Consider the following 23320-nt stretch of genomic DNA (forward strand, 5'->3'; position numbering starts at 1 on the left):
TTATATTTACACAAATATAAATAATTCAGCTTTGTAAATGAAAATACTTTTGATTGGCGAATACAGTCGATTGCATAATTCTTTAAAAGAAGGATTGGTAGTGTTGGGGCATGAAGTAATTTTATTGTCATCAGGAGACCATTTCAAGAAATTCGATTCTGATTATTCGTTTCATTCCTCCTTTTTAGCCAGTTATTGGCTGCCTCGAAAGTTGAAAAATCTCATTCATATACTCATTGGAATCGATTTAGAAAAATTCGAAAGAGGTCTGCGTTTTTATCTTCTATTACCTCAATTAAACAACTTTGATCACGTACAGCTGATTAATTCTGATGCTATTGAAACATTCCCTTTTTTGTCTCGATTTCTTTATAAAAAAATATTCAAAAAAATTAAAAATCGGAGCCTTTTAATTTGTGGTGATGAAACCCCGGTTATTGATTATTTGCTAAAAAAAGAATCCGATTATAGCATTTTGACTCCTTATTTTAAAGATGATTCATTAAAAAAACATTTTGAATATCCATTAAAGTACACCACCAAAAATTATCGAAAAACCTTTGACTGGTTGGTCAAAAACTGTCAAAACCTAATTGCTTCCGATTTAGATTATAAAATTCCGATGGAAAAAATGGGATATTCGGTTCATTTCATTCCAAATCCCGTGAACACAAGAAAGATTGAATTTCAAGAACAAAAAATGAATGATAAAATCGTTATTTTTCTTGGTATAAATCGCTCCAGTTACATCAAAAAAGGAATTTCTTATTTTGAAAAAGCGTTGAAAATTATTCAGGAAAAATATGCTGAAAAATTAGCTGTAATTATCACCGAAAACCTCCCTTATACCGATTATATAAATTTATACAACTCTGCACAAATCGTATTGGACCAAATTTATGCTGATGATCAGGGCTACAATGCGCTGGAAGCTATGGCAAAAGGAAAAGTAGTTTTTACAGGTGGTGGAAAAAAATTCATGGATCATTATAATCTAAAGGAACAGATTAATATAAATGCGCTGCCAAATGTAGATTCTTTAGTAAACGAGCTTTCCTTTTTAATTGAAAATCCCGAATCCATTGTCGCAATTGGAAAACGTGCCAGAGCATTTATCGAGAAAGAGCATGAATATATTAGTATTGCAAGTCAGTATTTGGAAGCTTGGGATTTAAAAACAATTTCCTAAACATCCATAAAATTAAAATAAACAGAATTAAATTTGCACAAAAATACGCCTGCAAAGCTCCTTCAATAGAAAAAAGTGGCACTAAATAAAAAGACAATAAAAGATACGATACATTAAAAACTATTTCAAGAATAAAATATTTTTTAACACTTGCTTTTACAACGATTTGATAGCCAAAAGCCAATGTCATTATCCTTAAAAAATCGCCTAAAAGTTGCCAAATCAACACCTCATTTACTTTTGAAAATGCTACCGTAAAAGCGAGATCCAATATAATTCCTTTCAACAAAAAAACAGCTACTAATACCGTCAAAAACAGCGGAACAAAAACTTTAAAATAGGATTTCAATTCCATTTTAAAATCTTCATCTGTAGTCAAAGAAGCTAATTTAGGCATGTAATAGAGTGATAATCCAGAACTAAAAACCAACATATAAAAACTGGAAAATTTATTGGTTGCATCCCAAATTCCAGCATCTTGAATGGAATGCTTTTCAATAATGAAATTCCGGATAATCATTAATGTTGCAGGAGCAATTACAGCACTTAACAATGCCATCGAAGAAAATTTCTTGATGACATTTAAGTATTTCTTTTTTAAAAAATTTTGGAAACTGAATTTAAAATAATAGCTTTTGTCTTTTAAAACAAATACAAATGTCACTAATACCATAAGTAATTCGCCTAAAACCACTGCCAGTAATCCTCCATTTATCGCTTTGTTCACTATTAAAAAAGTGGTAAAACCAAAAATCAGCACATTCGAAATAATCTGGAGAACAACAATTTTTTTATACTTTTCTAAAGCGTTATAAATTGCCATCCAAAATGTATTGATAACAATTAAAGGCAGCAGCAATCCAAAAAAACGAATGTGGTAAGCAAACGATTTTTTGAAGAATAAAAATTCGGAAATACTATTAGCAAATACTAAAATAAACAAAGCCAAAACTGCAGAAACGATGAGGAAAAACCAGAAAAAAGTAGCATAAATAACGCCTAATTCTTTCTTATCGTCTTTATTTTCAACGAATAATTTTACGAAGGAATTGTTGATGCCTAATGTAGCAACGGACTTCATCATCGCTGCGAAATTTCTGAAACTCCCTAACAATGCCATTCCGGAAGTTCCTAAATAAACGGACACGATCTTCGTGGATATAATTCCCAAAACAAAACTCACCGCTACCGAAACAGAATTAAAAGATACCACTTTTAATAGTGCGTTTTGTTTTATGGATTTCAACATTATAAATTTCTTATGACTTTAGCGGGATTTCCTGCAGCGACAACATTCTTAGGAATATCTTTAGTTACTACAGATCCATTTCCAATAATAGAATTATCCCCGATTTCGACTCCTTTTAAAATAGAAACATTTGATCCAATGAACACATTTTCACCAATACACACCGGAAATGAATTTGGATTTTCTTGGTTTCTTTTATTAGTATTCAAATCATGACCATCATTATCTATTATAGAACAGTTTCCTCCTATTAAAACATTGTCTTTAATTGTAACTTTCGAAAAACAAACAATAGAAAAAGCATTATTGATAGCAACGTTGTTTCCAATATTGATCTCGCTACATACATTTCTGGCTTCAATATAGGTGTAGCCAGAAAAAAAGTAAGGGGAAGAAACTACTCCAATTTGCACATTGTTCCCGAAACGAATTTTCCCATTTCCTTTCAAAAGCAATGGATGGAAAAGCTTTGGTTTTCCCGAAACTCTTTTGCAATCGGAAAGGAATTCATACTTTTTGATTCGCAAAGTAACAAAGCAAAATTGTTTTATTCTACTGATTATTCCCATCTAATATTGATTTAAAATTGCAATAATATGACTCACTTCATCCATTGTCAAAACTGGACTTATGGGCAAACTCAATACTTCATCATGGATTTTTTGGGAAATAGGAAAAGACAAATGATTCCACGCTGATAACGCTTTTTGATTGTGCGGCGGAATGGGATAATGTATGACAGTTTGAATACTATTCTGATGTAAATATTCTTGTAAATTTAGTCTGTTTTGTGTTCGAATGACAAACAAATGAAAGACATGGTTTTTAGATAAATTCCAAAAAGGCAAAATTATTTTATCATTCTTAATTTCCGATAAATACCGTTTAGCAATTATTCTCCGCTTTTCATTTTCAGCATCTAATTTGGGTAATTTAACATTAAGGAAACCGGCTTGTAATTCGTCTAACCTTGAATTTACACCCATATTATCATTATAATACTTCGTTTCCGAACCATAATTCCTGAGCGACTGAATGACTTTAGCCAATTCCAAATCATTTGTAGTTACTGCGCCACCATCGCCTAACGCTCCCAAATTTTTCCCCGGATAAAAACTATACGCTACACTTGATTTTTGATTTTTGATTACTTCGTCAGTTCGACCTGCGGTCTCGGGTGCTGATTCTTGATTTCTGATTGCGCCGTGGGCCTGAGCGGCATCTTCAACAACCAGCAAATCATTTGCAAAAGCAATTTCATGTATTGCATCCATTTCTGCCAATTGTCCATACAGATGAACGACAAGAATCACTTTGGTTTTTGAGGTAATCTTATCAGCAATTAAATTGGGATTGATGTTGTAGGTTTCCAACTTTGGCTCGACCAAAACAGGAATTAAATCAGCTTGTATAATAGCTAAAATACTCGCAATGTAAGTGTTGGCAGGAACTATGACTTCATCGCCTTTTTGTAATTTTCCCAATTGAATATAACCTTTGAAAATCAAAACTAAAGCATCAAAACCATTTCCCACACCTACACAGTACTTTGTGCCGCAATACTTAGCAAAATTGGTTTCGAATTCCTTGACTTCATTTCCTAAAATATACCAACCATTACTTAAAACTGCTTTCAATTTTTCCTGAAAAGCTGTTACATACGGTTCATTTATCTTTTTTAAATCAAGAAATGGTATCATATTAAATTTATTTTATAAAAATCCTGACTATAAACCGAACAACCTAATTCTTCTTTTTGTTTTAAAAGTCCGGCATGATACCCTTTTTCATTGTCTTCATTTACGATCCCCATATCAAAAAAAAGTTTGCCTTCGCTCTTGTATTTTCGTATCAAATTAATGAATAAAAAATCCAATGCGCGCAATTCTTCCCCTTTTTTAGTGGTAGCTCCATATTGCGATTTCACAACGGTTTCCGTCTCAAAAAGTGTAATACCTGCAATAATAACGTCCTCAAAATACACTGAAAACTGTTTGATATTATTCGGAAATTTTTCTTTTAATGCTGCTATTTCTTGTAGTGTATGTACCGGTTTTGCGTCATACTTTTCCAATAATCTTGGCTCTAAAACCAATTTCCAAAATAATTCTAATTGTTTTTCTTCCACCAGTTCTAAATCGAGTTCTTCAATTTTTCTGAAATGCTTTAATTTACTTTTTGAAATTGTCAAAGGCATGGACAAATTGATGCCCAAATTCATTTCTTTTTTATCCAAAAAAGCTCCTTTTTTTAGCATAAAAAAATCCATTTCAGCATTGCCTTTTAATGTATAAAATAAAGGAATTGGTTTAAAATAGAACGATTGCACCTCATTTTCTTTAAAAAAAGACATAAGAGAATCCAAAATATTTTCTACTTTTTCTCCGTTTAATTTCGTGGAATAAACCAGTCCGCCATACGTCAAGCCTTGATGGGAATAAACGATGTCTTCAACTCTATTTGCAGGCAAAACAGCAACCAGTTTTTTATTTTCAAAAACCAGTAACGAAAAATCCTTGAATCGATCTTTGTGGTATTCCATAAAATCTCGGTGAAATAAAAAAGTAGCATTTTTGGCCTGACCAATAAAGGCATTCCAGTTTGCATAATCACTTTCCCGATATGGTTTGACAGAATAATTTTTCACTGTTAAATTTTAGACTCCGTGAAAGTAATCAATTTTTATTTATGTTCTAAAGTGGGCAAATACCATTTGAATTTTACGGCCATAAAACGAACCGAAATAATAACAATTGAAGTGGTCAAGTATAAAATATCATTATCTAAATTCAATTTTCGAAGCAGGAAAAAAACAATCCCGCCCAAAATACAAATCGTGGCATAAATTTCTCTTCTAAAAATAACCGGGATTTCGGTGCACAAAATATCACGAATCACGCCTCCAAAACAGGCCGTCATGGTTCCTAAAGCAATACAAACAACTGGATGAAGCCCAATATTAATTCCTTTTTCAAGACCAATTAGAGTAAAAACACCTAATCCAATCGTGTCAAATAAAAATAAGGAAGTTCGTAATCTGTCGAATTTTTTTCTGAAAAGGATTGCCAAAACAAACCCAATAATGATTACATAAACATATTTCAAATCAAGCATCCATCCTACTGGCGTTCTGCCAATCATGATGTCTCGCAGGGTTCCGCCACCAACCGCAGTTACAAATGCAATAATAAAAACCCCAAAAGGATCCAGTTTTTTACTCATGGCGGTCAATGCGCCTGACATGGCAAAAGCCATTGTACCGATGATGTCAAGTAAGTGAAACATTAGAATTGCAATTTTGACAAAAATAAAGAAAATACTCGTGAAAACAGCTCGAAATACCTACTATTAATCAATATGTTGCTTCCAAATAAATATTCGGATCGGATTAGAAAACTGAATTTTCTCTATGTATCTTTGTAGCTTTTAATTAAATAGTTGAAAATCTTGAAACAAATTACTTCAATACAAAATCCGTACATAAAATCTTTAGTGCAATTGCAGGAAAAATCGAAAGCACGCAAACAATCCGGCACTTTTTTAATGGAAGGAAAACGCGAAATTTCGATTGCGGTCAAAGGTGGCTACGAAATGGAGACGCTATTGTTTCTACCTGAAATTTGTTCGGAAACTGACGCTAGAGAATTATCAAAAAATGCGGAACTGATTGAAATCAACAAAGAAGTCTATCAAAAACTGGCTTACAGAGATACTACTGAAGGAATTTTGGCAGTAGCCAAAACCAAATCGATGAAATTATCCGATTTGAAATTATCCGAAAACCCTCTAATTCTTGTTGCCGAAGCACCCGAAAAACCGGGAAATATTGGCGCTTTATTGCGTACTGCCGATGCTGCTAATCTTGATGCGGTGATTATTGCTAATCCAAAAAGCGATTTATACAATCCAAATATTGTGCGTTCCAGCGTGGGCTGTTTGTTCACCAACCAAATCGCAACCGGAAATACATCTGAAATTATTGCTTTTTTGAAAGAACGAAATATTAATTTTTATTGTGCAACTTTACAAAACTCAACTTCGTATCATACCCAAGATTATACTAAGCCAACAGCGCTGGTAGTGGGTACTGAAGCAACTGGATTGACGGAAGAATGGCGAAAAGAAGCGACCCAAAATATTATTATTCCAATGCAGGGCGAAATTGATTCTATGAATGTTTCCGTTGCAGCAGCCATCTTAATTTTTGAAGCCAAAAGACAAAGAGGATTCTAGTTTTTTGATTATAGATTAACGATTTTAGATTGCAGATTTAAAAGTAAATACTAATAAAGACATACCCATTTTATAAAATACTATAGATACTATGAAAAATAAATTATTCGTTGCAATAGCATTAATTTCAACCACTTTTTCATTCGCACAAATTAGTTCGACTCAAGTGGATGAACTAGTCAACCGTACTTTAAAAACATTTAATGTTCCTGGAATTGCAGTGGCAATAGTCAAAGACGGAAAGATTATTCACGCCAAAGGATACGGTGTAAAATCAATTTTAACGAATGAAAAAGTGGATGCAAATACGCTTTTTGGAATTGCATCCAACAGTAAAGCCTTTACAAGTGCCGCTTTAGCAATGTTAGTAGATGAAGGAAAAGTAAAATGGGACGACAAAGTCATCAAATACCTTCCTAATTTCAAGATGTATAATGAGTATGTAACTAATGAGTTTACGATTCGGGATTTATTGACACATCGCAGTGGACTCGGACTTGGCGCGGGTGATTTGATGATTTGGCCTGACGGAAGTAACTTTACGGCACTAGATATCATCCAGAATTTACAATATTTAAAACCGGTTTCGGCATTTAGAACACAATACGATTATGACAATTTACTGTATATAGTTGCCGGAGAAGTCATTCGCGTAGCGAGCGGTTTGAGCTGGTGTGATTTTGTGGAAGAGCGCATGATGAAACCCTTAAAAATGGAGCAGAGCGCCGCTTCTTTTTTACGTTTAAAAGACACAACAAACATCATTGCACCTCACGTTCCTATTGATGGTAAACTAAAAGTGATCAAACGCTACCAAAACCAACTTTTTGATGCGGCTGCGGGCATTTACTCCAGTGTAAATGATTTAAGTAAATGGACGATTATGCAAATGAACAACGGGAAATATGGTGCAGATGATAAGCAATTATTTTCTAAAAAAGAACATGCCGAAATGTGGCAATTACAAACCATAATTCCTGCAACCACAAGACCTCCTTACAACACTCATTTCAGTGGGTATGGACTGGGCTGGTTCCTGAGTGATGTAAAAGGATACAAACAAGTAACGCACACTGGCGGTTTAGAGGGAATTGTTACGCAAGTCACCCTTATACCAGAATTAAATCTGGGGATTATTGTATTGACCAATCAGCAATCAGGTGCTGCATTCAGAGCAATTACCAATACTATAAAAGACAGTTATTTAGGAATTCAATCCGCGGATTATGTGACTAATTATAGTGCGAGCTTAAAAGAAAATGAAGCCTCTGCCGATAAAGTAACCGATGAAGTTTGGGCAACCGTAGCCAAGAATAAAAAAGACAAAATCAAAATTGATTTCAAAAGCTTTGCAGGAACATACAAAGACAATTGGTTTGGTGAAGTAGTACTTTCAGAGAGAAAAGGAAAATTATATTTTGCTTCGAAACGCTCTCCACAACTTACTGGCGAAGTTTTTTTCTATAAGGACACTAATTATGTTGTAAAATGGGATAATGCCTATTTCCATGCTGATGCTCATTTATTTTTTGAATGTGATGCCACTGGAAAAGCAGTAAAATTAACCATGAAACCCATTTCTGAGCTAACTGATTTTAGTTATGATTTTCAGGACTTAGATTTTAGTAAAGTGCAATAATCATGTTGAATGTCAATTTTGTTATTTACACCTCGAAACCCTTTTTTACTTGCACATCTCCCAACTAATTTCTATTTTTAGAAATTGAACCATGCCGTTATGATAGAAATTGATATAGAAAAAGAAAATAAAGCAATTGCTCAAGAATACAAAGAATTACTTCGTATAAGCTACCAAACATTAAGTGATGATGATAAAAAACTCATCCGAAAAGCATTTGATGTTTCTGTAGAAGCGCATAAAGAACAACGACGAAAATCCGGTGAAGCCTATATTTTCCATCCGATTGCTGTGGCAAAAATTGTTGCTTCGGAAATAGGTTTGGGTGCTACATCCATTGCTGCTGCTTTACTGCACGATGTTGTAGAAGATACGCCAACTACAGTTCAGGATATCGAACGTTTGTTTAATCCAAAAGTGGCTCAAATCGTTGAGGGATTGACAAAAATATCATTGGTGCAAAGAGATTTGAATGTGTCCATGCAAGCAGAGAATTTCCGTAAAATGATATTGACCCTGAACGATGATGTTCGCGTTATCCTGATTAAACTCGCCGATCGTTTGCACAACATGCAAACCATGGAATCGATGCAGGAAGACAAGCAGACAAAAATTGCGTCGGAAACCTTATACATTTATGCTCCATTGGCACATCGACTGGGCTTGTACAACATAAAAACTAAACTGGAAGACTTAGGTTTAAAATACACGGAACCTGCCGTATATAATGAAATTGTCAGCAAAATAAAAGAAACTAAAGAGGAACAGGATGCCTACATAAAAGATATTTCGGATGTATTAAAAAGTTCATTAGACGCTGAAGGGGTTGATTACATCATAAAAGGACGCCCAAAATCTATCTATTCTATTCGCAGAAAGATGCAGGCGCAAAACGTGAGTTTTGATGAAGTGTACGATAAATTTGCGTTGCGTATTGTATACAAATCAACTCCACATGAAGAAAAATTTGTTGCTTGGAAAATATATTCAATCGTAACGGATCATTACAGACCGAGTCCAAGCCGATTGCGCGACTGGATTTCATCACCAAAATCAACCGGTTACGAAGCCTTGCACATTACCGTTATGGGACCAAAAGGTCGATGGGTTGAAGTACAGGTTCGAAGCGAACGTATGGATGAAATTGCTGAAAAAGGATATGCCGCACATTACAAATACAAAAACGGAGCTACCGAAGAAAGTGGTTTGGATGTTTGGTTAAATTTATTAAAAGAAGCTTTAGAAAATTCTGAAACAAATGCGGTAGATTTTGTAGAAGATTTCAAAATGAATTTATATTCCAAAGAAATCTTTGTTTTTACCCCAAAAGGAGAAATAAAATCATTGCCTAAAGGTGCCACTTCGCTTGATTTTGCGTTCAGCATTCACTCCGAAATAGGAATTCGCACCAGAGGAACACGTGTCAATGGGAAATTAGTTCCTTTGAATTTCGTGTTAAAAAGTGGCGATCAAATAGAAGTTATTACTTCTCAACATCAAAAACCGACCGTCAACTGGCTGGATTACGTAACGACTTCGAGAGCGAAAACGAAGATAAAAAATGTTCTAAACGAAAACACCAAAAAAATTGGTGAAGAAGGAAAAGAGCTGTTGACTCGAAAATTAAAGCATTTAAAAATAACGTTGAGCGAACAAGTGATTAACGAATTAGTCAACTTTTTCAAATTAAAAACAAGCTTAGATTTATTTTACAGAGTGGGAATTGGCGCTATCGAAAACCAACAACTCAAAGATTACGCTGCGCAAAAGAGCAATACTTTCATTAATTTTTTCAAAAATAAAATGAAACGCTCGCCAAGTACCACTTCTGATGAGGACATTCATAAACCAGTAATAAGCAGCAGTTATGATATGCTTGTTTTTGGTAAAGAACATGACAAACTCGATTATAAACTATCGCCGTGCTGCAACCCAATTCCGGGTGATGACGTTTTTGGTTTTGTAACTATTAATGAAGGTATAAAAGTGCATAAGAAAGATTGTCCAAACGCCATTGGAATGCAATCAAATTATGCATATCGCATCATGTCAGCAAAATGGATTGATTCTTCCCAGGAAGAATTCAAAGCCATTATAAACATTACCGGTATGGATGTTTTAGGGCTTACCAACCAATTGACAAAAGTAATTTCGAATAACATGCATGTTAATATTCAAAGTATTTCTTTGAGTACCGATGCAGGAATTTTTCATGGTCAGGTAGCCGTGATTGTTCAAAACAATACCATTTTGAAAAAAATGATTAATAATATCAAAAAAATTGACGGAATTGATAAGGTTACCAGAGTTTATAAAACTTAGAAAAGTTTCAAGTTTCTCTGTTAGAAATAGGTTCTCCAACTTGAATCCAAACAAACTTGAAACTAAACAAACCGGAAACTTTAAACTTTAAACTAAAAAATTTATCTTTGCCAGATATGACACTCATTTCCACCGATAACACCAAAAACCAAGAAATTGTAAAAAATGTTTTTACAATGTATCTTGAAAAAAAAGGACATAGAAAGACTCCTGAACGCTATGCTATCCTTCAGGAAATTTACGACAGCGAAGAACATTTTGATGTAGAGAATCTTTATATTAAAATGAAAAACAAAAACTATCGTGTGAGTAGAGCAACTCTTTACAACACTATCGAATTATTATTGGACTGTGCTTTGGTGCGAAAACACCAATTTGGACAAAATCAGGCTCATTACGAAAAATCATATTTTGACAAGCAGCACGATCATATTATAATGACGGATACTGGTGAAGTAATTGAGTTTTGTGATCCTAGAATTCAAAGTATCAAGAAAACAATCGAAGAAATATTCGATATAGAAATTACCAACCACTCGTTGTATCTCTATGGAATCAAGAAACAAAAAAACAACTTGGACGAAAAAGATCGTCCATAAACATAAAAACTAACTACAAATAACATTCAGAATGGCGGTAGATTTATTACTAGGATTACAATGGGGAGATGAAGGAAAAGGAAAAATTGTTGATGTTCTAACTTCAAATTATGATATTATTGCTCGTTTTCAAGGAGGTCCAAACGCAGGACATACTTTAGAATTTGATGGAATAAAACATGTTCTTAGAACTATTCCTTCCGGTATTTTTCATAAAACTGCTGTAAACATCATTGGAAACGGAGTTGTAATTGATCCTGTAGTTTTTCAAAAAGAAATCGAAGGTCTTGAGAAATTTAATTTAGATATTAAGAACAAATTAATCATTTCCAGAAAAGCGCATTTAATTTTACCAACACACCGTTTATTAGATGCCGCTTCTGAGGCTTCAAAAGGGAAAGCAAAAATAGGTTCTACTTTAAAAGGAATTGGTCCAACATACATGGACAAAACCGGAAGAAACGGAATCCGTGTGGGTGATATTGAATTAGAAGATTTTGCAGATCGTTACAGAGCTTTGGCCGACAAGCATGAAGCAATGATCAAATTTTACGATGTTGCAATCCAATATAATTTAGAGGAATTAGAAAAAGAATTTTTTGAAGCTATTGAAGAACTAAAAAAATTAGATTTTATCGACAGCGAAGAATATTTACACCAAGCTCAAAAAGCCGGTAAATCAATATTATGCGAAGGTGCTCAAGGCTCACTATTGGACGTTGATTTTGGAACCTATCCATTTGTAACATCCTCTAACACCACTGCTGCTGGTGCTTGTACCGGTTTAGGGATTGCTCCAAATAAAATCAAGGAAGTTTACGGGATTTTTAAAGCGTATGTAACACGAGTAGGAAGTGGCCCGTTCCCAACAGAACTTTTTGACGAAGATGGCGCTACTATGGCACGTGTAGGGAATGAATTTGGATCAGTAACCGGAAGACAAAGACGTTGTGGCTGGTTAGATTTAGTAGCACTTAAATATGCTGTTCAAGTCAATGGTGTAACGCAATTAATGATGATGAAAGGGGATGTTCTTTCTGGATTTGAAACGTTGAAAGTATGTACCGAATATAATTACAAAGGGGAGAATATTTCTCATTTTCCTTACAACATCGAGCCAGAAAATGTAACTCCAGTTTATCAGGATTTCAAAGGATGGAAACAAGATTTGACAGGCATGACAACTTATGATGAATTACCAACAGAGTTGAAAGATTACATTGCATTTATTGAAAAAGAAGTGGAAGTTCCTATCAAAATAGTTTCTGTAGGTCCAGACAGAAAGCAAACTATTTTAAAATAAGATTACAAAACGCTCTGAAAATTCAGAGCGTTTTTTTTAGTTTAAAAACCAATCCAAGCGAATGAAAAATCCAACTATCAAAATACAAAAAACCGAATTGCTCTCCGACAATTGGTATATCTTAAACAAAGTAACTTTCGATTATCAAAAAAAAGATGATTCTTGGATTACACAAAAAAGAGAAGTCTACGATAGAGGAAACGGCGCAGCCATTTTACTTTACAACCTACAACAAAAAACAGTTATTCTAACGAGACAGTTTCGCCTGCCTACTTACCTTAACGGAAATGAAACCGGAATGATGATTGAGGTTTGTGCCGGACTTCTAGATCAAGACAATCCAGAGCAATGTATCATTCGGGAAACAGAAGAAGAAACAGGATATCGCATTTCTAAAGTCAAAAAAGTAATGGAAACGTATATGTCTCCTGGTGCAGTAACCGAAATTTTGTATTTATTTGTTGGTGAATACGACGAATCCATGAAAGTAAGTGACGGTGGCGGAGTAGCACATGAAGAAGAAAATATAGATGTGATGGAAATGTCTTTTGACGAAGCGTATGCTATGATCGAATCCGGCCAAATGCAGGATGCAAAGACGATTATGTTATTACAACATGCCAAAATTCATAACTTGGTTTAATGAGCAATACGACTAAAGGAGTTTTATTTGCCTTATTCGCAACCTTGCTTTGGTCTGCAAATATGGTAATTGCCAGTGGTATAAAAGGTCATATTCCTCCTATTGGACTGGCTTTTTGGCGATGGACAGTTGCTTGTATTGTTCTGGTTCTATTTGCCATAAAAAGTACTGTTGAAAGTTTCAAAATTGTAAAAAAACACATTCGGTATCTTACGCTTACCGCAGTATTGGGCATCACTATTTTTAACACGCTGATTTATTTTGCAGGAAAAACAACAAGTGCAGTCAATTTATCTTTAATTGCCATTTCGATTCCCTTATTTATTGTTGTCCTCTCCAGAATTATTTTTAAAGAGAAAGTATCCAATACAAAAATAGTGGGAATTGTAACCATAATCACAGGGGTTCTGGTGCTTATTTCCAAAGGTTCCCTGCAAGCATTACTCCATATCAACTTTACCATTGGGGATTTGCTAATGCTTGCGGCTTGCTTCTTTTTTGCATATTACACGATACTAGTCCGCCAAAAACCAGATGAATTAACACCAAAAGTATTTTTGTTTAGTGTATTTGTTATCGGTACAATTTTACTGCTCCCTTTTTATATGTACGAACATATATATTATCAAAAAGTGATTTTTGACACTAAAACAACCTTGGTAATCAGCTATGTTGGCGTTTGCGCTTCCTTAATTTCATTTTATTTATGGAACGAAGCTATTCGATTAATTGGCACATCAAAAACCGCATTAATTTATTATTTGATTCCCGTATTCAGTGGGATTCTGGCGTATTTTTTTCTAAATCAAGCCATTTTGCTAACCCAAATCATTAGCATGGGAATCATTATTTCCGGGTTATTAATTACCAATAAGAAGTAACGATTCAGTATTTTTTAGTACTGAACTAATTGGTAATTCCAACAATGAGATTAAGAAGTTACGAGCACATTTGACGATGTTATTTATTCCATTAAAAAACGCACATACCTAAATTTCAAATGCTTCATGCAAAAAAAAAGCAGAATGAAAAATAAATTCATTCTGCTTTTCTATTTATAAAGTGTTCTAAAAATTTACTATTTATTAGGTTGTGGTGTCATTCTTAAATAAGGTTTTATCCTATCGTAGCCTTTTGGAAATTTAGCGGCAATATCTTCGTCTTTAACCGAGGTCGAGATTACCACCTTGTCCCCATCTTTCCAGTTTGCTGGTGTGGCTACATTGTATTTCGCTGTCAACTGCAAACTATCAATTACACGTAATAATTCATCGAAATTTCGACCAGTTGAAGCTGGATACGTCAGCGTTAATTTTATTTTCTTATCTGGTGCAATTATAAAAACAGAACGAACGGTGAGACTCTCACTTGCATTGAGATGAATCATATCATACAATTCAGCAATATGCTTGTCTTCGTCAGCAATTATTGGGAAATTTACAGTTGTATTTTGAGTTTCATTGATGTCTTTGATCCACTCCATGTGCGATTCAACTCCATCGACACTCAAAGCGATTACTTTTACATTTCGTTTTTCAAATTCGGGATAATAATTTGCAACCGTTCCTAATTCAGTGGTACAAACAGGTGTAAAATCAGCTGGATGGGAGAATAGAACTCCCCAAGAATCTCCCAACCATTCATGAAAATTTATTTTTCCTTGTGACGTTTCTGCTTCAAAATCAGGAGCAATATCGCCTAATCGTAATGTTGCCATAGTAATTTAATTTATTGATTAGTAACACTGTAAGTTATTGAAATAAAAGCAATAAAGGAGAAAATTAATCTTAAAATTGTATTAATTTTTTTTAAAAACAGAAAGCAATACTTCCAAAATAATGCAATCAGGAAACAAAATGCCTTAGCCCTGATCGTAACGGCATCCTTTTGTTTTTTTCTTTAAAAAACAAAAGATACAGTGCAGAGCAGGAGAAAGCTCCTGAAAAGAAGTCTTATTTTTTCTTTAAATTAGGCAGAAAGAGCGCTATAATCCCTATCAAAGGCAAATACGCACAAAGATAATACACGTAAGTTATACTAGTATAATCTGCAAGATTTCCCAATAAAGCAGAACCCAAACCGCCCATTCCAAAGGCAAAACCATAGAAAAGACCAGAAACCATTCCGAGTTTTTTAGGCAATAATTCTTGTGCATATACCAAGATTGCAGGAAATGCAGAGGAGATTATGATTCCAATTAAGATTGATAAAACGCCTGTCCAAAACAAATCAACATATGGCAACAATAAAGTAAAAGGTGCGGCTCCCAAAACCGAACACCAAATCACATATTTCCTCCCGAATTTATCGCCTATCGGCCCTCCGATCAAAGTTCCAATGGCACAAGACGCCAAGAATAAAACCAAATGAAATTGCGCTTCCTGTACCGATAATCCAAATTTTTCGATTAAGTAAAACGTAAAATAACTGGACATACTTGCCATGTAAAAGAATTTTGAAAATATCAAAACCAACAAAATTGCCACTGAAATAACAATGGTTTTTTGGGACAAATTAGGCAAATCGATTACGGGTTTTTTTGCAGTTTTTAAACTCAAATGATTTTGGTACCACAGCGCAATTCTACTCAAAACAATCAATCCAATGATGGCAACAACCACAAACCAAATGATGTAATATTGTGAATTAGGAACTACAATCAAGGCGACTAACAAAGGTCCGATTGCAGTTCCGGCATTCCCTCCCAGCTGAAAAATGGATTGTGCCAAACCACGCTTTCCACCAGATGCCAAAAAAGAAATTCGGGACGCTTCAGGATGAAAAATGGAAGAACCTATCCCAACCAAAATAACCGAAATTATGATCATTGAAAAACTGGAAGCATACGATAAACATACAATTCCGGATAAGGTAAAGAGCATTCCGAAAATTTGAGAAAAGGGTTTAGGTTTTTTGTCCGTATATAAACCCACCAAAGGCTGCAATATAGAAGCTGCCAACTGATACGCCAGAGTAATTAATCCGATTTGTGTGAATGTTAAATTGAAATTTTCTTTTAAAATAGGATACGCAGCCGGAATAACCGACTGTAATAAATCATTCAATAAATGGGCGAATGCAATCGAAAATAATATAGAGTAAACGGTTTGCTGCGCAATAGGAGTTGTATCAATTTTTGATGCAGTATCAAGAGATGAATTCATATTTTTAAAAAACTATATTACTAATTATTGGTTCAGTTTGGTTCTATACAATTCAAACATACTGAACGACAAAATACCAGAATAATAAGGTGATAAACGATAATGGAATTCCGAAACCAATCATCATGCTGCTTAAACGGGGCTTTAAACCGTGGGAAGATGCTAAAATACAAGCGGTAATCATAGGTGCCATCGCTGACTCCATTATGGCAACTTGAATGATTTTAGAATGCTGTTGCAAAATTACGACATACAACACGTAAATGAGAGCCGGAGTCAATATTAATTTATATAAAAGTCCCAATGCTAAAAACTTCCAATGCTGGCTTTTCCGGTCAAAACGCAGTTGCAAACCAACAGAAAGCAATGCCAAAGGTGTCACTCCACTTCCCAGTTTTTGTAATAAGAACTGAACGTATTCATGGAAATCGAAATTAAAAACATTCATCAAACAGGCAATCAAAAAAGTTATAAATGGAGGAAAAAGAAGAATTTTCTTGGCGATTTGAAAACCATTTGGGTTGCCACTAGAATATAATGTTGCCACTAGAATTCCTAATGTGGAAAGCACCACAAAAGAACCCGGTTGATCAACTAGAATAGCTGTTTTCAAACCTTCTTCTCCGTACAACGCTTCAATTATTGGAAAACCTAAAAAGGAAGTATTACCCAAACCAGCTGTTAAAATTAAACAACCAATGAGTTTTTTAGACCATCCGAATTTGCTGCCTAAAAAACTAAAAAATAAATAGGATACCACAAATCCAATCCAGGCGACTCCAATTGGGAATAACAATTCCGTACTCCATTTTATTTTTGGAATATAATACAAGGCGAGAGCTGGAAGACAGATGTAAATAACAATCTTGTTTAATAGCTTGTAAATAGTTACTGGGAACCCTTTTACATTTTGTAATACAATGCCTAAGAATAAAAAAGCAAAAATTAGGATGAAGTTGGACATAATACAGCAAAGATATTAACTAATGAGAAATAAAATGAATTCAAAAAAATAAAATTTGTGATATATCGTCAACGAAAGAGGAACCAATAAAATGAAATGACATTTTAAGAGAATGACCGTCTATTCAAGATAGTTTTTATTATTTTTACTATTCTAAAAAATAATTTTGCCAAATAAAAAACAAAATCCAAGCGCCTTAAACGAAAAACCCGGAATTTCTGCTCCAGAAATTATCAGCGCTGTTGCTGTTGGGCATATTCAGCAATTTAGAAAAATACAACCTTCGGCAAAAGAACTCTTTAAGGGAATTTTAGACGAAAATATTACTGCGCTTAGCCGTGCGATTACTTTAGTCGAAAGTACGAATGTAAGTCATTTGGCTAAAGCCAATGAAGTAATAAATGCCTGTTTGCCTTATGCTAAAAAATCCGTCCGAATAGGAATTACAGGTGTCCCAGGCGTTGGAAAAAGCACCTTTATTGAAGCTTTTGGAAAACACTTGACCAGTTTAGGAAAAAAAGTAGCCGTACTTGCCGTTGATCCAAGCAGCACGATTTCACATGGAAGTATTTTGGGTGACAAAACCAGAATGGAAGAACTGGTGAAAGATAAGAATGCTTTTATACGCCCCTCAGCTTCGGGGGAAACATTAGGAGGTGTGGCTAGAAAAACCCGTGAAACAATTACGCTTTGTGAGGCCGCCGGTTTTGACACCATCATCATAGAAACCGTTGGTGTAGGTCAAAGTGAAACCGCCGTTCACAGCATGGTTGATTTTTTTCTTTTATTAAAAATTTCTGGTGCCGGCGATGAATTGCAAGGCATCAAACGCGGCATCATGGAAATGGCAGATGCTATTGTCATCAACAAAGCGGATGGTGATAATGTCAAAAGAGCGCATCTTGCCAAACTGGAATTTAATAGGGCCTTGCATCTTTTTCCTGCCAAAAAATCAGGTTGGACTCCTACAACTGCTGCCTGTAGCGCCATAACACATGAAGGAATACCCGATGTTTGGGAAACCATTCAAAAATTCCTAGAACTCACACAAGGCAACAATTATTTCTTTGAAAAACGGAAAGAACAAAACCAATATTGGATGTTGGAAACCATCAACGAGCAATTGAAAACCAATTTTTACAATAATTCGGAAATTCAAAAATCATTGGATTCAACTAAAAAAGCGGTGCAAAATGATGAAATTTCACCCTTTGCAGCCGCTCAAAAATTATTGGAAAAGTATTTTAAAAAAGACTAATATATTACTTTACCATCTTCCTCTCTAAATAGGTTTCTTTACCATATTTTATCATCATTAACCCTAAGGCAATTTTAGCAAATTTACCAATAACATAACCCGCAGCATGTCCATAATTATAGGCATCATCAAAGTTTTCATTTACACGAATTTCAAAAGGCAAAAAATCAAAAATCCCTTTAATTATGAGTAATGTGCCAAAAACAAACAGGGATTACATAAATATATTTTACATAGGAATAGCAATTTAACTAAAACAAGAAATCAGCTACTCTTCGTAAAGTTTTATTTCTCTGTCATAAAACTCATTGGCAAGAACAATTAACCCTTCCATCTCAGCATTTAATTCTGCTTCGTCAAGGTCTTCTGCTTCTTCCATAAATTCTACCTCATCATCTTTAAGATTGATGATAAATCTCGGGTAATCAAGGTGTATGATGAAAATATCTTCGGGAAAATCAGTATTATCGCCCAGTAAAAATTTTGGTAATTCCATTAATTTAATATTTAAGTAATTTATTTTTTTATTTATTCTCGTTTTGTACCACCAACTTTCTTGTCAATCTCGCAAAGCGAATATACAAAAATATAGCGGCAGCGGTTAATCCCGCCAAAAGTCCTATCCAGATTCCAACGGCTTTCAATTCCGTATATTTTCCTAAATAATAGGAAATAGGAAAACCAATAACCCAATAGGCCACAAAAGTTATGTACATGGGGATTTTTACATCTTGCAAACCACGTAACGCTCCCAAAACAACGACCTGAATTCCATCGAATATTTGGAAGATCGCCGCAATCAATAACAATTTTGACGCGATTAAGATAATTTCTTCGTTATCCAGCATTTGAGCTGAATCATTCATATTCAAGAATAAATGCGGTAAAAAATTATGAAATACCACAAATATTATTGCAAAGAAAGTTTCTAGAATAATCGCCAATAAAAAAATAGAACGCGCTACAGTAATCAACTTTTTATAATCGTTCATTCCTTTTGTATGGCTCACTCGTATCATTGCGGTTACGCTTAATCCCATAGCTACCATAAAAGTGGAGGAAGCTAAAATAAGTGCAATCTGATTGGCAGCCTGGCTATTTTTACCCAAAGAACCAGAAAGCCAAATGGCAGCGGTAAATAACGTTACTTCAAACAGCATTTGCATCGCTGACGGCAAACCAAGATTAATGATTTTTTTCAAAATTGATTTTCGGATTTCTTTGAAACTAAAGTTTTTAAAATATTTTTTCAAAGCTGAGTTTCGTTTCATCAGATAATGCATGAAAACTACCATCATTATTCTGGACAAAACAGTTCCTAATGCGGCTCCCAGAATTCCTAATTTTGGAAAAATCCAAATCCCGTAAATCAGTACGTAATTAAAGAAGATATGCACCACGTTTGCCATAAAAATAGCATACATCGAATATTTTGTTTTGGCTAAACCATCTGCAAATTGTTTGTATCCCTGATAGATAATCACTGGAATCAATGAAAACGCCACCCAATCAATATATGGAGCGGCCATCTCAGCCACTTCTTTGGGTTGGTGCATTAAATACATAATCTGTTTTGAAAGCACCGTCAAAATAAACAATGCCACTCCTAAAACCGTACATAAAAGCAATCCATGGTGAAAAGTAGTACGGATTTTTTGATCGTCTTTTTCGGCATCAGCCTCAGCAACTAAAGGAGTAATTGCGGTAGAAAACCCTATTCCTAAAGACAAAGCAATAAAAATGAAGCTATTACCCAGCGAAACGGCCGCCAACTCCGTAGAACCCAATTTTCCTACCATGAAATTATCAACAATACCTATTAACGTATGCCCTAACATTCCCAAAATTACAGGATAAGCTAATGTAATATTATAAGAAAACTCTTTGAAGTATTTAGATAAATTCACTTTTTGTCTTTTTTTGGACAAAGATAATTAGAAGCTTTGAATTGTGTTGATACTATTGCATTTTAAACAACTGTTTTTTTAATTGTTAGTAAATAGAACAAGGAATTCTATAACAAATCGACATAATTCTATAACTTTTTAAAAACTAGAAAACTTAGTTTTGCGCTGTTGTTTATAGCTAAACAAAACCTATAAAAACAACGAAAATATTAAAAAATACAATTATGAAAATCGCAGGAAAAATTAAATTCGCATTAGCACTTACAATCTCAATGATGTTTGCTAACAATGTACAAGCTCAAGAAACAAACAAAGCAACAAATTACGATCAAGGATTCCGTTTAGGATTTGGTGCAAATGCAGGATATTCAGTTAATGATCCTTACAAATTGGCACTAGGAGCTGATGTTAGAGGTCAATATGATTTATCAGAAAGATACTCTTTAACGTTGACTACAGGTTACACTAATTTATTTGTAAGCAAAGCTGATGGGTTTAATAGTCAAACAGAAGGAAAAGATTTAGGTATCATCCCAGCCAAAGCGGGTTTCAAAGCTTTTATTTGGGAAGACCAATTTTACGTTATGGGAGAAGCTGGTGCAGCATTTGCAGCAAGTAATGTAGACAATACCAGAGACAAAACTTCTTTATTGTTATCTCCAAGTATAGGTTATGCTTCTAAATACATAGATATTTCTTTGAACTATACACACTATAATCATTTTGATCGTTTAAACAGTAACGGTTCTCTTGGTAGAGGAGTTGGACAAGTTGGTGTTAGATTAGCTTATGGTTTCAAACTGTAAAACTATTTTAAATTAGTTATAAAAAATGCTCTGAGTTCAGAGCATTTTTTTTTGTTTAAATTTTAACGGGTCATAAAACCTGCAATAACTTTATTTTAGAATACAACTGTAAATTAATCTTCCTTCTTCAAAATCTCTTTATACATTTCAATATTTTCCCTAATTTTTTCATCCATTTGTGGCTCTTGAATATCAGTGTGCTTTTGCATTTCTTCCAAAATTATTTTAGCAACAATATACCGCGCCATTTCTTTATCATCAGCAGGAATAATATACCAAGGTGCATATTCGGTAGCCGTTTTATTAATCGTCTCCTCATAGTACTGCATGTATTCATCCCAATGTTCGCGTTCTTTCAAATCTCCGGGTGAAAATTTCCAATGGTGCTCCACTTCTTCTAATCTTCGCAGCAAGCGTTTGCGTTGCTCTTCTTTACTCAAATGAAAATAAAATTTCAAAACAATTGTTCCGTTTTGCGCGATGTGCTTTTCAAAATTATTTATTTGCTCCAAACGGTTTTGCCAAAACTTTGGCGTAATGTCTTCCACCTTTTCAATTCGTGGCAAATTTTCATTCAAAATATATTCCGGATGCACGCGTGTAACCAAAACATTCTCATAATGCGTTCTGTTAAATACTGCAAATTTTCCTTTTTCTGGCAAAGCCAAATAATGTCGCCACAAATAATCGTGTTCCAATTCGGTTGAATTGGGAGTTTTAAAACTATTCACCTCAACACCACGCGGATTAAATTCCTTAAAAACTTCCCGAATCAGACTATCCTTGCCCGAAGTATCCATTCCTTGCAAACAAATTAAAACCCCGTATCGATTGTGCGCGTACATCACATCCTGCAACTCGCTCAATTTCGCCTGAACTTTATCCAGTTTTTCCTCTTTGGCATCATCACTGGCTCCATTGAACAAATTAGTAGGGATTTTGGCGAATTCAATTTTGCCAATCACTTTAAAATCATCGGGATTTATAGACTTCATAAGAAATATTTTATCTTTGTAAACTCAAATATAACAAATTATAAAGATTAATCCTGATGAATTTCAGGAGCATTTTCCAGCTATTCGTTGCAATCTTTCTAGTCCTGAACTTATTTCAGGATCCTGAAACAAGTTCAGGACTAGAAAGGATTTCCACTACTATCTGGGCTAGGCACTCGTTTACAAAACAAAAAATAATGGAAAAATTTACACTCGAATTACTGTTTCAAATCGTCGGTATTGGTTCTGCATCAGGACTTCTTTATAAAGACAATTCACTACTGATTATAGGTGACAACAGCGGCTTTCTTTACGAATACCAAATGGACTCCAAAGATTTAAAGCGCCATACCTTACTGGAAAATCCAGTAGAGAACATGCTCAAAAAAGACAAAGCTGATTTTGAAGCCATAACCGCTTTTGGAGATAGTCTGTATGTTTTTGGCTCTGGTTCCACCGAAAAAAGGAACAAAATGATACAAGTCAATTCTACTGATAAAAAAATAATCGCCACAAATCACTTCGCCGATTTGTATTCAGTCATGCAAAATTTCGGGGAAATAAAACCCGAAGATTTCAATATCGAAGGCGCCATCTACAATGGCGAAAGTTGGTTTTTATTGAATCGCGGTAACGGAAGTTCCAATAAAAATGTCCTTTTCACCATCGAAGGAAAAAACCTGAACAACGATTTCACTATTCTTTCGAACACCTACAGACTCCCTAAAATAAAAGGAGTACGCAGCAGTTTTACCGACGGAATTTTAATCGATGACAGCATTTATTTTTTGGCGACAGCCGAAGATACCGAATCTACGTATGATGATGGCGAAGTTCTAGGAAGTTTAATTGGGAGCATTAACTTGAAAACCATGAAAATCGATTTCACTCAAAAAATAAGCAACACCCATAAATTCGAAGGATTGACTTTATACGCCAATTCAAAAGAGAAAATCGAGTTCTTGCTTTGTGAAGACAAAGACACCGAAGTTTTGGAAACAGCCATTTACAAATTGACTTTGGACAAAAAATGATGTTTCTTTCGACAA

The 23320-nt window shown here is 34.5% G+C and carries 23 protein-coding genes; 11 read left to right on the forward strand and 12 right to left on the reverse strand.

Features of this window, described 5'->3' with window-relative positions; all coding sequences use genetic code 11:
• Positions 1-37: 37 nt before the first annotated feature.
• Complete coding sequence (locus BMZ76_RS06145; RefSeq protein ID WP_091203924.1) at positions 38-1189, forward strand: glycosyltransferase family protein; 1152 nt, start codon at positions 38-40, stop codon at positions 1187-1189.
• Here the strand turns inward: BMZ76_RS06145 and BMZ76_RS06150 are convergent.
• From BMZ76_RS06150 to BMZ76_RS06170, 5 genes are read right to left on the reverse strand one after another with little or no spacing between them, the layout of a single operon-like run.
• Positions 1137-2438, reverse strand: coding sequence for an O-antigen translocase (locus tag BMZ76_RS06150; RefSeq protein WP_091203926.1), 1302 nt, complete (start codon positions 2436-2438; stop codon positions 1137-1139). The genes BMZ76_RS06145 and BMZ76_RS06150 overlap by 53 nt on opposite strands.
• Entirely contained in the window at positions 2438-3007 is a 570-nt protein-coding gene (locus tag BMZ76_RS06155; protein ID WP_091203927.1) for an acyltransferase, read from the reverse strand. Before BMZ76_RS06155 ends, BMZ76_RS06150 begins: the two co-directional genes overlap by 1 nt.
• Entirely contained in the window at positions 3008-4138 is a 1131-nt protein-coding gene (locus tag BMZ76_RS06160) for a DegT/DnrJ/EryC1/StrS family aminotransferase (RefSeq protein ID WP_091203929.1), read from the reverse strand.
• Positions 4135-5085, reverse strand: coding sequence for a GNAT family N-acetyltransferase (locus BMZ76_RS06165; protein ID WP_091203931.1), 951 nt, complete (start codon positions 5083-5085; stop codon positions 4135-4137). Before BMZ76_RS06165 ends, BMZ76_RS06160 begins: the two co-directional genes overlap by 4 nt.
• Positions 5086-5120: 35 nt before the next feature.
• Entirely contained in the window at positions 5121-5723 is a 603-nt protein-coding gene (locus BMZ76_RS06170) for a trimeric intracellular cation channel family protein (protein WP_091203933.1), read from the reverse strand.
• Positions 5724-5885: 162 nt separating this feature from the next.
• On the opposite strand from BMZ76_RS06170, the gene BMZ76_RS06175 reads away from it, so the two are divergent.
• The 7 genes from BMZ76_RS06175 (at position 5886) to BMZ76_RS06205 (ending at position 14058) form a co-directional block, all read left to right on the forward strand.
• Complete coding sequence (locus BMZ76_RS06175) at positions 5886-6671, forward strand: TrmH family RNA methyltransferase (protein ID WP_091204125.1); 786 nt, start codon at positions 5886-5888, stop codon at positions 6669-6671.
• Between the two features lie 91 nt (positions 6672-6762).
• Positions 6763-8310: a serine hydrolase gene (locus BMZ76_RS06180; protein ID WP_091203935.1), complete on the forward strand. Its 1548-nt coding sequence runs from the start codon at positions 6763-6765 to the stop codon at positions 8308-8310.
• Between the two features lie 99 nt (positions 8311-8409).
• Positions 8410-10632 (forward strand): RelA/SpoT family protein, encoded by a 2223-nt coding sequence (locus BMZ76_RS06185; protein WP_091203937.1) that lies wholly within the window; start codon positions 8410-8412, stop codon positions 10630-10632.
• Between the two features lie 116 nt (positions 10633-10748).
• A complete protein-coding gene (locus tag BMZ76_RS06190) occupies positions 10749-11231 on the forward strand; it encodes a Fur family transcriptional regulator (protein ID WP_091203940.1) in 483 nt (160 codons plus the stop codon).
• Positions 11232-11262: 31 nt separating this feature from the next.
• Positions 11263-12534: an adenylosuccinate synthase gene (locus BMZ76_RS06195; protein WP_091203980.1), complete on the forward strand. Its 1272-nt coding sequence runs from the start codon at positions 11263-11265 to the stop codon at positions 12532-12534.
• A 61-nt stretch (positions 12535-12595) separates the two neighbouring features.
• Positions 12596-13177: a GDP-mannose pyrophosphatase NudK gene (gene nudK / locus BMZ76_RS06200; protein WP_091203983.1), complete on the forward strand. Its 582-nt coding sequence runs from the start codon at positions 12596-12598 to the stop codon at positions 13175-13177.
• The gene (locus BMZ76_RS06205) at positions 13177-14058 is read left to right on the forward strand and encodes a DMT family transporter (protein ID WP_091203986.1); all 882 of its coding nucleotides are present in this window, start codon (positions 13177-13179) and stop codon (positions 14056-14058) included. The genes nudK and BMZ76_RS06205 overlap by 1 nt, the downstream gene beginning before the upstream one ends.
• A gap of 197 nt (positions 14059-14255) precedes the next feature.
• Here BMZ76_RS06205 and BMZ76_RS06210 read toward each other — a convergent pair whose 3' ends face one another.
• The 3 genes from BMZ76_RS06210 to BMZ76_RS06220 all read right to left on the reverse strand — a co-directional run bounded on the left by BMZ76_RS06210 (position 14256) and on the right by BMZ76_RS06220 (position 17305).
• On the reverse strand, positions 14256-14894 hold the full coding sequence (locus BMZ76_RS06210; protein ID WP_091203989.1) for a peroxiredoxin: 639 nt from the start codon (positions 14892-14894) through the stop codon (positions 14256-14258).
• Between the two features lie 235 nt (positions 14895-15129).
• Positions 15130-16341, reverse strand: a complete 1212-nt coding sequence (locus tag BMZ76_RS06215; protein WP_091203993.1) for an MFS transporter — start codon at positions 16339-16341, stop codon at positions 15130-15132.
• Between the two features lie 52 nt (positions 16342-16393).
• Positions 16394-17305 (reverse strand): AEC family transporter, encoded by a 912-nt coding sequence (locus tag BMZ76_RS06220; protein WP_091203995.1) that lies wholly within the window; start codon positions 17303-17305, stop codon positions 16394-16396.
• A gap of 166 nt (positions 17306-17471) precedes the next feature.
• Between BMZ76_RS06220 and meaB the strand changes: the two genes are divergently transcribed.
• Positions 17472-18563: a methylmalonyl Co-A mutase-associated GTPase MeaB gene (meaB, locus tag BMZ76_RS06225; RefSeq protein WP_167547428.1), complete on the forward strand. Its 1092-nt coding sequence runs from the start codon at positions 17472-17474 to the stop codon at positions 18561-18563.
• 4 nt (positions 18564-18567) lie between these two features.
• On the opposite strand, the gene BMZ76_RS15880 is transcribed toward meaB, so the two are convergent.
• The 3 genes from BMZ76_RS15880 to BMZ76_RS06235 all read right to left on the reverse strand — a co-directional run bounded on the left by BMZ76_RS15880 (position 18568) and on the right by BMZ76_RS06235 (position 20470).
• The gene (locus BMZ76_RS15880; RefSeq protein ID WP_167547429.1) at positions 18568-18726 is read right to left on the reverse strand and encodes a hypothetical protein; all 159 of its coding nucleotides are present in this window, start codon (positions 18724-18726) and stop codon (positions 18568-18570) included.
• Between the two features lie 105 nt (positions 18727-18831).
• Positions 18832-19059: a hypothetical protein gene (locus tag BMZ76_RS06230; RefSeq protein ID WP_091204000.1), complete on the reverse strand. Its 228-nt coding sequence runs from the start codon at positions 19057-19059 to the stop codon at positions 18832-18834.
• Between the two features lie 28 nt (positions 19060-19087).
• Complete coding sequence (locus BMZ76_RS06235; protein WP_091204127.1) at positions 19088-20470, reverse strand: MATE family efflux transporter; 1383 nt, start codon at positions 20468-20470, stop codon at positions 19088-19090.
• A gap of 224 nt (positions 20471-20694) precedes the next feature.
• On the opposite strand from BMZ76_RS06235, the gene BMZ76_RS06240 reads away from it, so the two are divergent.
• A complete protein-coding gene (locus tag BMZ76_RS06240; protein WP_091204002.1) occupies positions 20695-21276 on the forward strand; it encodes a hypothetical protein in 582 nt (193 codons plus the stop codon).
• Positions 21277-21389: 113 nt separating this feature from the next.
• Here the strand turns inward: BMZ76_RS06240 and BMZ76_RS06245 are convergent, their stop codons facing one another.
• Positions 21390-22271, reverse strand: coding sequence for a PPK2 family polyphosphate kinase (locus BMZ76_RS06245; RefSeq protein WP_091204004.1), 882 nt, complete (start codon positions 22269-22271; stop codon positions 21390-21392).
• Between the two features lie 197 nt (positions 22272-22468).
• Between BMZ76_RS06245 and BMZ76_RS06250 the strand changes: the two genes are divergently transcribed.
• Entirely contained in the window at positions 22469-23305 is an 837-nt protein-coding gene (locus BMZ76_RS06250; RefSeq protein ID WP_091204007.1) for a DUF6929 family protein, read from the forward strand.
• The last annotated feature ends 15 nt before the right edge of the window (positions 23306-23320 follow it).

The organism is Flavobacterium xueshanense, from assembly GCF_900112975.1.
Lineage (GTDB): Bacteria > Bacteroidota > Bacteroidia > Flavobacteriales > Flavobacteriaceae > Flavobacterium > Flavobacterium xueshanense.

Coding starts and splice junctions, on each gene's coding strand:
- BMZ76_RS06145 (WP_091203924.1), top strand. CDS start 38: ATGAAAATACTTTTGATTGGCGAATACAGTCGATTGCATAATTCTTTA.
- BMZ76_RS06150 (WP_091203926.1), bottom strand. CDS start 2,438: ATGTTGAAATCCATAAAACAAAACGCACTATTAAAAGTGGTATCTTTT.
- BMZ76_RS06155 (WP_091203927.1), bottom strand. CDS start 3,007: ATGGGAATAATCAGTAGAATAAAACAATTTTGCTTTGTTACTTTGCGA.
- BMZ76_RS06160 (WP_091203929.1), bottom strand. CDS start 4,138: ATGATACCATTTCTTGATTTAAAAAAGATAAATGAACCGTATGTAACA.
- BMZ76_RS06170 (WP_091203933.1), bottom strand. CDS start 5,723: ATGTTTCACTTACTTGACATCATCGGTACAATGGCTTTTGCCATGTCA.
- BMZ76_RS06180 (WP_091203935.1), top strand. CDS start 6,763: ATGAAAAATAAATTATTCGTTGCAATAGCATTAATTTCAACCACTTTT.
- BMZ76_RS06185 (WP_091203937.1), top strand. CDS start 8,410: ATGATAGAAATTGATATAGAAAAAGAAAATAAAGCAATTGCTCAAGAA.
- BMZ76_RS06190 (WP_091203940.1), top strand. CDS start 10,749: ATGACACTCATTTCCACCGATAACACCAAAAACCAAGAAATTGTAAAA.
- BMZ76_RS06195 (WP_091203980.1), top strand. CDS start 11,263: ATGGCGGTAGATTTATTACTAGGATTACAATGGGGAGATGAAGGAAAA.
- nudK (WP_091203983.1), top strand. CDS start 12,596: ATGAAAAATCCAACTATCAAAATACAAAAAACCGAATTGCTCTCCGAC.
- BMZ76_RS06205 (WP_091203986.1), top strand. CDS start 13,177: ATGAGCAATACGACTAAAGGAGTTTTATTTGCCTTATTCGCAACCTTG.
- BMZ76_RS06210 (WP_091203989.1), bottom strand. CDS start 14,894: ATGGCAACATTACGATTAGGCGATATTGCTCCTGATTTTGAAGCAGAA.
- BMZ76_RS06215 (WP_091203993.1), bottom strand. CDS start 16,341: ATGAATTCATCTCTTGATACTGCATCAAAAATTGATACAACTCCTATT.
- BMZ76_RS06220 (WP_091203995.1), bottom strand. CDS start 17,305: ATGTCCAACTTCATCCTAATTTTTGCTTTTTTATTCTTAGGCATTGTA.
- BMZ76_RS06230 (WP_091204000.1), bottom strand. CDS start 19,059: ATGGAATTACCAAAATTTTTACTGGGCGATAATACTGATTTTCCCGAA.
- BMZ76_RS06240 (WP_091204002.1), top strand. CDS start 20,695: ATGAAAATCGCAGGAAAAATTAAATTCGCATTAGCACTTACAATCTCA.
- BMZ76_RS06245 (WP_091204004.1), bottom strand. CDS start 22,271: ATGAAGTCTATAAATCCCGATGATTTTAAAGTGATTGGCAAAATTGAA.
- BMZ76_RS06250 (WP_091204007.1), top strand. CDS start 22,469: ATGGAAAAATTTACACTCGAATTACTGTTTCAAATCGTCGGTATTGGT.